At 32.8% G+C, this 9,396-nt stretch carries 8 protein-coding genes and 2 pseudogenes; all 10 read left to right on the top strand.

The features are described from left to right. Window positions 1–607: replisome organizer (locus tag KHW44_RS03390; RefSeq protein ID WP_304065969.1), on the top strand; the 607-nt coding region annotated here is incomplete at its 5' end. A gap of 378 nt (window positions 608–985) precedes the next feature. Next, complete coding sequence (locus KHW44_RS03385) at window positions 986–2,734, top strand: ABC transporter ATP-binding protein (protein WP_002836959.1); 1,749 nt, start codon at window positions 986–988, stop codon at window positions 2,732–2,734. Then, window positions 2,731–4,452, top strand: coding sequence for an ABC transporter ATP-binding protein (locus tag KHW44_RS03380; protein WP_002837056.1), 1,722 nt, complete (start codon window positions 2,731–2,733; stop codon window positions 4,450–4,452). Before KHW44_RS03385 ends, KHW44_RS03380 begins: the two co-directional genes overlap by 4 nt. 10 nt (window positions 4,453–4,462) lie before the next feature. Further along, a complete protein-coding gene (locus KHW44_RS03375) occupies window positions 4,463–5,044 on the top strand; it encodes an MptD family putative ECF transporter S component (RefSeq protein ID WP_002840789.1) in 582 nt (193 codons plus the stop codon). Next, on the top strand, window positions 5,044–5,739 hold the full coding sequence (locus tag KHW44_RS03370; RefSeq protein WP_002837063.1) for an energy-coupling factor transporter transmembrane component T: 696 nt from the start codon (window positions 5,044–5,046) through the stop codon (window positions 5,737–5,739). The genes KHW44_RS03375 and KHW44_RS03370 overlap by 1 nt, the downstream gene beginning before the upstream one ends. After that, window positions 5,733–7,123: pseudogene (locus KHW44_RS03365) on the top strand (ATP-binding cassette domain-containing protein). The gene KHW44_RS03370 and the pseudogene KHW44_RS03365 overlap by 7 nt, the downstream one beginning before the upstream one ends. Beyond that, entirely contained in the window at window positions 7,120–8,052 is a 933-nt protein-coding gene (locus tag KHW44_RS03360) for an AraC family transcriptional regulator (protein WP_002836989.1), read from the top strand. Before KHW44_RS03365 ends, KHW44_RS03360 begins: the two are co-directional and overlap by 4 nt. A gap of 65 nt (window positions 8,053–8,117) precedes the next feature. Further along, window positions 8,118–8,210 (top strand): annotated as a pseudogene (locus tag KHW44_RS03355) (replisome organizer); the annotation flags it as partial. 696 nt (window positions 8,211–8,906) lie between these two features. Continuing rightward, entirely contained in the window at window positions 8,907–9,068 is a 162-nt protein-coding gene (locus tag KHW44_RS03350) for a hypothetical protein (RefSeq protein ID WP_304065962.1), read from the top strand. A 97-nt stretch (window positions 9,069–9,165) separates the two neighbouring features. Continuing rightward, on the top strand, window positions 9,166–9,396 hold a 231-nt coding region (locus KHW44_RS03345; protein ID WP_304065959.1), incomplete at its 3' end, for a recombinase family protein.

Below are 9,396 nucleotides of genomic sequence, written 5' to 3'. Positions count from 1 at the left end.
AAAAGATGAGGGCAAACTCTATTATGACGGAGTAGAAAGTGATTTTATAAAAGAGTTAGCACTAACCATAGATGAAACAGACGATGATGTAATGGTTACGGTAAATTATTTAATCAATCAAGGCTTATTAGAAGTTTTAACAGAAAATGATGAATACTATTTAACTGAAATACCAAACTTAATCGGATCAGAAACAGCTTCTACAAGGCGTTCAAGAAAGTCTAGAGAATTAAAAATGTTGCAATGCAACACCAATGCAACACATAAGCAACAAAAGTGCAACGGAGAGATAGAGATAGAGAAAGATATAGAGATAGATAAAGAGAAAGAGGGAGAGATAGAAAAAGATAAAAAGTCCACCCCCATTTTTTATGGAGAATTCAAAAATGTAAGGTTAAGCCAAGAAGAATATAAAAACCTTAAAGAAAAATTAAACTCACACACAGAAATAATGATAAATAAACTATCCAGATACATGGAAAGCAGTGGTAAGACCTATCAAAACCACTATGTGACAATCTTAAAATGGTATGAAGAAGATAAAGAAAAACTAAGACATCAAGGAGGAAATAAAAAAATGAACTATGATGTAGGAGAATCTTTATAGGTAAAAAGAGGTGGAAAGGTACTATTAAAGACTTTAAGTCTAAAAGGTATCAAAGTATGCCAGAGATAAAAAAATATAAATATGACACTTTAAAGGCGATTAGAAAATTAAAGAAAAGCCAGAAGACTTTTAGATGTAAATGTCAACCCCAAAATGGTCCACAGTTATTATCGGAAAGTGGTCCACATATAGTAAAAAATTGATCACATATCTCTTTCCCCTAGGGGAAAGGCATTTTACACAGTCTCTTACAAAAATTTAAAGACCATCATATTTTATTTAAAATTTATGACAGAATAATTTTTTTCGACTAGACGATAAAAAAAAAGATGATATATTGATATTGATTATTAAATAGCACATAGAAAGAAGGTTAATATGAAACTTTATAAGAAATTATTTTCCTATATGCCTGAAAGAAAAATCCATGGAATACTTGCGGCGATGCTAGCTGTAGTTGGGAATTTGCTACAGTTCTATGCTTATTATTTAATTTGGATTTTGCTTAGAGATGTATTTTGTGGAGAAGATTTAATAAACCTTAAGATTTTCTCTATAAAAATTCTAGTCCTCTTTGCCAGCTGTAGTATCTTCTACTTTGGTGGAACATGGATGAGTCACTTAGCTGGATTTAGACTTGAAACTAGGCTTCGTGAAAAAGGACTTAGGCACCTACTTAGAGCTTCAAATACTTTTTTTGACACCCATAACTCTGGTGAGGTAAGAAAGATAATCGACAACAATGTGGAACAAACACACATGATTGTCGCCCACCTCATAACAGATCAAACTATGGCAGCTTTAACTCCTATACTCATGATAGCCTTGACCTTTGCAATTGACATCTATCTTGGAATATTTTTTGTAATCATCATTCTACTCAGTATGTACTTACTCTACAAAATGATAGGAGACCAATCATTTATGAAGAAGTACATGGAGAAGCTAGATGAAATGAATGCTGGGGCTGTGGAATATGTAAGAGGAATGCCAGTGGTGAAGATCTTCAACACGCCACTTATCGGTTTTACAAAACTTTACGACTCAATCATGGTCTATAAGGACATGGTCTACAAATATTCGATGTCCTGCAGGATTCCCTATGTCCTTTTCCAATGGCTTTTAAATATTTTTATAATCACGCCAGTCTTTCTAGCGATATTTATGGTTTCAAAAGGACAAGATCCTAATATCTGGTCAGCAAAAATTCTATTTTTCACTTTATTTATGGGATTATTTTTCGTAGATCTAATGAAGATTATGTATGTTTCCATGTATGTTTTTCAAGCTAACTCTGCTGTAGATAATCTTGAAAATCTGTTCACAGAGATGAAAGAAAAAGAAATAGTTTTTGGTACACAAAAAGATTTACAAAAGAAGAATATAATCTTTAAAAATGTTGATTTTTCATACGATGACAAGAATAAGATTTTACATAATTTTTCTTTAAATCTTGACGAGAACAAAGTATATGCTCTTGTAGGTAGCTCTGGATCTGGTAAGTCTACCATTGCTAAGTTAATCTCTGGACTATATCCTGTGGATTCTGGAGAAATTTTAATCGGCGACAGAAATATTTCTTCCTACGATGGAGAAAGCTTGATGAAAAATATCGGTATAGTTTTTCAAAATCCTAAACTATTCCAAGGAATTTCGATTTTTGAAAATGTAAAACTCGCAAATAAAGATGCAGATGATGAAGAGGTCTACAAAGCCTTAAAGCTTGCCCGCTGTGATGACTTTATAGATAAGTTCAAAGACAAGTACGATGCGATAATAGGTGCTGAAGGGATAAATCTATCTGGTGGCGAGAAACAGAGAATCTCCATTGCGAGAATATTTTTGAAAGATCCAAAGATAATTATCCTTGATGAAGCTTCTGCTGCTGCAGATCCAGAAAATGAATATGAATTACAGATTGCCTTTAAGGAACTCATAAAAGATAGGACGACAATTATGATTGCTCATAGGCTTTCTTCGATTCGTGGAGTGGACGAAATTCTACTGGTTGAAGATGGAAAAATTCTAGAGAGAGGAAGCCACGATGAACTTATGAAGGAAGACAGCAGGTATAAGAAGTTTATCGAAATGTACAATGAAGCAAATGAATGGAGGGTTGATCTATGAAAAACTATTTAAAAGATAGATTTGCACTTACGGACAAAGGTGCAGAAGGAACCATCGTTGCGATTAAATATTCTACCTTAAAGAATCTGTCCTACATGCTTCCTATGTTTCTTCTTATGTATGTCATGCAAGGTCTCTTGGGTCTAGGCAAGTTTAATCTCAAGATTTCGGTGGTTTTATATATAGTAATTGCTCTTATAATGATTTTCGTAATAAATAAAGATTACATTACAACCTATAATGAAACCTATAAAGAATCTGCAAATTTAAGGATTGAACTTTCTGAAATAATAAAAGATCTTCCCCTTAGTTTCTATTCAAAAAGAGATTTAACTGATTTTTCTCAAACGATTATGAAGGATGTAGAGGCAATGGAGCATGGTCTTTCTCATGCAGTTTCAGGTTTTTATGGCTTTATAATAAACCTAGTTATTATTTCCATTTTGTTGCTAATTGGAAATGTAAAGCTTGGTCTTGCAGTTATAGCTCCAATTTATATTTCTGCTATTTTGAATTTGACTTCCACCAAAATCCAAAAGAAGGCGACGGCGACCTACTACAAAGAACAGAGAAAGTCTTCGAAGATGTTCCAAGAACTAATAGATCTATCCACTGAAATCAAATCCTACAATTTGACTGAAGAAAAGGAAAAAAGTGGCATTGACTTTGTTAGGTCCTTAGAAAAGAAACACATTAAGTCAGAACTGGGACAAGTTATCCCCATTGTTTCTGCAACAGTTGTGGCAAACTTATCCCTAGCCCTTGCAATATATGTTGGATTAAATAGCTTGATAAATGGAGAAATAAATATCTTGTATTTTGCAGGCTACCTATTTGCTTCAGCAAGATTAATTGATGGAGTTGCTGCCTTTAACCAATTTTATGGAGAGTTAATGTACATGGATTCTCCAATAGAAAAGATAAAGGCACTTAGATCAGAAGAAATCCAACCGGGAAGAGAAACAGAATTTAAATCATTTGATATAGAAGGAAAAAATGTAGAATTTTCTTATCTCGATGACAAAAAAGTCATAGATAATATTTCATTCAAGGCTTTGCAGGGAAAAACTACTGCTCTTGTTGGTCCATCTGGTTGCGGGAAGTCCACTCTAATAAAATTGGTGGCAAGGCTCTATGATTATGACAGAGGAGAAATCTTAATAGATAAAAAAGAGATAAATAAGGCGAGGACAGAAGATTTATTTAAACATATTTCCATGGTGTTCCAAGATGTAATTCTATTTAACGGTTCTGTAATGGAAAATATAAGGCTCGGCAGACCTACTGCAAGTGATGAAGAAGTGCTAGAAGCTGCAAGGCTAGCGAACTGTGACGAATTTGTAAAGAAACTTGAGAATGGATACGATACGGAGATTGGCGAAAATGGATCTAACTTATCTGGAGGAGAAAGACAGAGAATATCCATAGCAAGAGCATTTTTAAAGGATGCAGAAATAATCCTACTAGATGAAATTGCGGCATCACTTGATGTGGAAAATGAAAAATATATCCAAGAATCTCTAAATAAATTAATTAAAAATAAGACGGTGATGATAGTTTCCCATAGGATGAAATCAATCAGAAATGTAGATCAAATCATAGTTATGAAAGATGGAAAGATAGAAGATTTTGGAAAACACGATGAACTTATAAAAGAAAGTAAAACTTACCAAAAGATGATTGAATCATCTAAAAAATCTGAAGAATTTATATATTAAGGAGGAAAAAATGAATAAATTTGGAATTCGAGATTTAATAAATGCAGGAGTATTTTCGCTTTTAACTGTAATGGCACTCTGGTGTGGAGGTATGATAGGTTTTATACCTGTACTTATGCCCCTAGTTCCATTTGCTTGCGGTTTAGTTTCAGGACCAGTATTTATGCTTTATTCAACAAAGATAGATAAATTTGGCATGATCTTAATCATGGGAATAGTATTTGGACTTACATTTTCAATGTCAGGTCATGGAGCGATAGTTCTACCTGCCATAATTTTATTGTCATTAATCTGTGAAATTATATTAAAAAAGGGTGGCTATAAGTCAATAAAAACTGCAAGACTAACCTACACAGTCTTTATGATTTTTGCAGCTGCAAATTTAATACCAATCTACTTTGCTAGAGATGCCTATTTACAGTCTTTAATCGACCAAGGCTATGGGGCTGAATATGCAGAAAAACTACTCTCAGTTATGCCAAACTGGTCCTTTATACCTGTAGTTCTACTAGGTATGCTCGGTGGATACATAGGATGTACCATTGGAATTAAAATCTTAAATAAACATTTTAAAAAAGCGGGAATGGCTTAATGAAAATTGATTTTAGGACAAAATTATTCTTAACAATTATCATAGGGGTATCTGCAACAGAAGGTTCCATTAGTATGAGTTATAAATACCTTGGAATTTTGTTAGCTATATTTCCATACCTACTTGCAATCCTAGATAAAAAATGGTCCCTTATTGGTAAGGGACTTTTTTATACTGGGATAGCCGTAGTAGGACAGATAGTAGCATCCAAGTATCCAAATTCTTATTTAGGGATGGTCTTTAATCTCTACTGCGGAATAATACTTAGAATACTTCCAGGAGTGATGATGGGTTATTACACTGTGACAACTACTAAGATGAGCGATCTCGTCTATTCACTAAAGAAAATCAAATTTCCAGACTATATAATCATACCAATTTCTGTAATGTTTAGATTTTTCTATTCTATAAAAGAAGATTACAAAATCATCGGAGAAGCTATGTACATGCATGGACTTACGATGAAAAACTTCTTTAAAAATCCGGCGAAGATACTGGAATATAGATTTGTGCCATTACTTATGATTGTATCTCAAACAGCGGACAATGTTGCGATATCTGCCATGACAAGAGGCATGAAAATGAATAAAGAGAGGTCTTCCATATCATGTGCAAGGCTTAAAACGGCGGACTATGTCCTACTTAGTTTCGGAATTTATATAATAATATTATTTATAAGGATAAAAATATGCTAGAATTTAAGAATTTTTCTCTTTCATTCAAAGAAGATGAGGGAGAAAATAGAATACTTGAAGATATAAATTTAAAATTTGAAAAGGGATCTATAAATGTCATCACAGGCAGATCTGGATGTGGTAAATCATCTCTAATCAAGACTATAAATGGAATTATACCAGAAGTTGATATGGCAAAGATGGAAGGGGATCTTTTATTTGATGGAGAAAGTATTTTGAAGTTGGATATAACCGACAGATCAAAATTCATCTCAACAGTCTTTCAAAATCCAAAAAATCAATTCTACGCCATTAATTCCCTAGATGAAATCGCATTTGCCCTAGAAAACAGGAATGTTTCTAGGGATAAAATTTATGAAAAGATAGAATATTTTTCAAAACTACTAAATAGTCAGGATCTTTTAGGCAATGATTTATTCAAACTATCAGGAGGGCAGAAACAGCTAATAGCCATAAATTCTGTGGCGGTTATGGACAATGAAATATATATTTTCGACGAACCATCCGCATCCTTAGACAGAGAATCCATAGAAAAATTGACCCACTGCCTAGAGGTTTTAAAATCCTTGGGCAAGATAATAATCATCGCTGAGCATAGACTCTACTATTTAAAAGAAATAATGGATAGACTACTTGTAATTGAAAATCGGAAAATTTTATCCTATAGTAAAGATAGAATCTCAGAAGAAATACTTGAAAAGCACAGACTTAGAACCCTTAAAGACATAGAAAAAGAAGAACTTATAAGTAAAAGCTACGAAGTGAAGAACCTATTCGACCACAGTTTCGATGAAGAAAAATCACTTGTATGTAGAGATTTTTCCTGCCAATATGAAAAAAATCCCAAGCTATTTGATTTTTCAATGAGCTTTGATCCGGGAATATATTTCATAATAGGAGCAAATGGAATTGGTAAATCTTCATTTATAAGAAATCTTTGCGGTCTTAATAAGAAGCAAAAGGGCGAAGTATTTTACAAAAATAGAAGAATAAAAAACCATGGAGACTATATTTCTCTAGTGATGCAGGATATCAATTATCAGCTATTTACAGAATCCGTTTTAACGGAGATGAAAATAGTAACAGATGACGAAAAAAAGATTGAAGAAATATTAAAGAAACTAGAGCTCTGGGATAGGAGAGAAAGCCACCCACAGAAGTTATCTGGAGGAGAAAAACAAAGACTCGCTCTGGGACTAGCAATGGCAGTCCAAAGGAAATCGTGGTGCTTGACGAACCTACATCTGGACTGTGTTTTGAAAATATGAAAAGACTAATTGGAATATTAAAAGGGATGAAAGATGAAGGAAAGACAATAATCGTCATAAGCCATGACTATGAATTTATAAAAAATTCGAAAGAAAATATAGTGGAGTTTGTATGAAAGAGAATAGACTTAAATCTTGGGGGTTCGAAGAATTTCCCACAGAGGATCCTAGAATTATAAATTATATAGGCTTAGAAAGCCCTGAAAATAAGATGACCTCTTACGAAATATTTCCGGGGGTCTTTGTACTCTACATCAGTCTAAAGAAGAAATACAACGCCCATAACTCTTCTACGGAGGGAAATAGAGGCTATAGGATAGGATACTGCTATGAAGGCAATCATTTCACTTACATAAACAATAGCAAAGTTCTCATAACTACAAATGAAATATTCGTAGGAAGATCAATACCAAATTCAAAATTTTCTTCCACAACAAGTCATCGAACCACGGCATTTAACATAGTAATAGCAGATAAAATCTTGGATAAAAATTCCCCCTACTTTCCATACATTGGAGAATTTATATATAAATTTAAAAATGTAAAAGACATGGGATGTGCCATTAAAAACGAAGATTTGGTAAAACTTGCAAATGAATTAATTCAAGCACTTAAAGAAAGGGATATGCTATTTATAAAATTAAAATCCTTGGAACTCATATATAGAATAGGAAAAGTTGGCATAAATCCAAGTAAGACCAATTATTTCACGCCCGGAGGGGATAAACTAATGGAAGAAGTAGAGAAATATATGAAAGAAAACCTGGATAAAAATCTAAACTTAGATCATCTAGCGAAAAAATTTAAAATATCAAAATCTACTCTAAACACAAAGTTCACAAGATCCTTCCAATACACGCCGATGAAGTATATCCAAAGGTTAAAACTAATATATTCAGAAGATTTGCTTATAAACACAGATAAATCCATACTAGAAATAAGCAATGATCTAAACTTTCAGAATCCATCTAACTTCAACAGAGCATTCAAAGATTTCACAGGACTTAGTCCTAGCCAATATAGAAAACAAAACGAACCTGAATAATAAAATTTAGGTTCGTTTTAGATTTTTCATAACAGAATCCAAAAAATCTCATCTATTTTTTATTTCTAAATATAAAATGGTATAAAGAAGATAAAGATAAATTAAGACATCAAGGAGGAAATAAAAAAATGAACTATGACGTAGGCGAATCTTTATAGATAAAAAGAGGTGGAAAGCCACTATTAAAGACTTTAAGTATGAAAAGGTATAAAAGTATGCCAGAGATAATAAAAATGTAAATATGACACCTAAAAGGCGATTAGAAAATTAAAGAAATGTTAGAAGACTTTTAGATGACAGTTAACAAGAGGGTCTAATTTTCACTGCTACTTATGCAGTGGGAATTGGACCTTTTTACATAAGCAAATTCTATTTCAAAATTGGTTACCAAGAAAGACTTCTTTTCACTGTTAAGTATAAGAGAGTAATTTATAAAATTTTGTTTCATCAATATAAGTATTTTCTGATGGTCAAATTTTAAAAAGATTAATAACTCTCGATAAATTTTGAACCTTAACAATTGAATAGACCAAGACAAGACGTTAATTATTTTTGGAGCGTAATAACCTATCCGTCAAGATCTTTCTGCTGAATAATTCGGCATAATAAGTACTGCTAAGCTAAAAGCAAGGGATGAAGAAAGAGAGCGATAAGTAAGAGTTTGAATATAGGGAGGGATACCCTATCCGCTATGAAGAAAATGAGGATAATGATACTTCTAAGGTTGAAGCCGGCTCATCCGGAATAGAGGCGGAGGTGAGATTCCTATGTTGCTAATCCAAGGCACTTGTCAATGTCGTAAAACTTAATTAAACAAATAATTATTAGATATAAAACTTTAGAGGAGGTATATATTGGACAATGACTGGAATGGATTGGCTGATTTAATAGCAAATCTGATTGCAAAATATGCTGGTGCTTTAGATTTAGATAATCTGCCCGATCCAACGCCAGCAAAAAATCAAGAGAAGAAAAATAGTTTTGACATGGCAAAAACACAAATTGAGACGGACTAATAAAAGTGTTATAATATACTTGAAATGATAGTCCAAACTTAAATTCAAAAATCAAAGTTTATATATGATATAGAAAAGTTATATTGAGGTTAATGCTATGTCAAAAGAAAAAATAAAAGTATACCTCTATACACGAGTATCTACGTCAATACAGATAGAGGGATATTCGTTAGAGGCACAAAAATCACGAATGAAAGCTTTTGCTATTTACAACGATTACGAAATTGTCGGAGAGTATGAAGATGCCGGAAAGTCTGGCAAGTCTATTGAAGGTAGAATACAGTTCAATCGAATGATGGAAGATATAAAATCTGGAAAAGATGGAGTG

It is taken from the genome of Finegoldia magna (genome assembly GCF_018371055.1).
GTDB lineage: Bacteria > Bacillota > Clostridia > Tissierellales > Peptoniphilaceae > Finegoldia > Finegoldia magna_I.
This window is presented reverse-complemented; position numbering and strand designations above follow the sequence as displayed.

Excerpts from the sequence above, each read along its gene's own strand:
- KHW44_RS03360 (WP_002836989.1), top strand. The coding sequence starts at position 7,120 with ATGAAAGAGAATAGACTTAAATCTTGGGGGTTCGAAGAATTTCCCACA.
- KHW44_RS03385 (WP_002836959.1), top strand. The coding sequence starts at position 986 with ATGAAACTTTATAAGAAATTATTTTCCTATATGCCTGAAAGAAAAATC.
- KHW44_RS03370 (WP_002837063.1), top strand. The coding sequence starts at position 5,044 with ATGAAAATTGATTTTAGGACAAAATTATTCTTAACAATTATCATAGGG.
- KHW44_RS03375 (WP_002840789.1), top strand. The coding sequence starts at position 4,463 with ATGAATAAATTTGGAATTCGAGATTTAATAAATGCAGGAGTATTTTCG.
- KHW44_RS03380 (WP_002837056.1), top strand. The coding sequence starts at position 2,731 with ATGAAAAACTATTTAAAAGATAGATTTGCACTTACGGACAAAGGTGCA.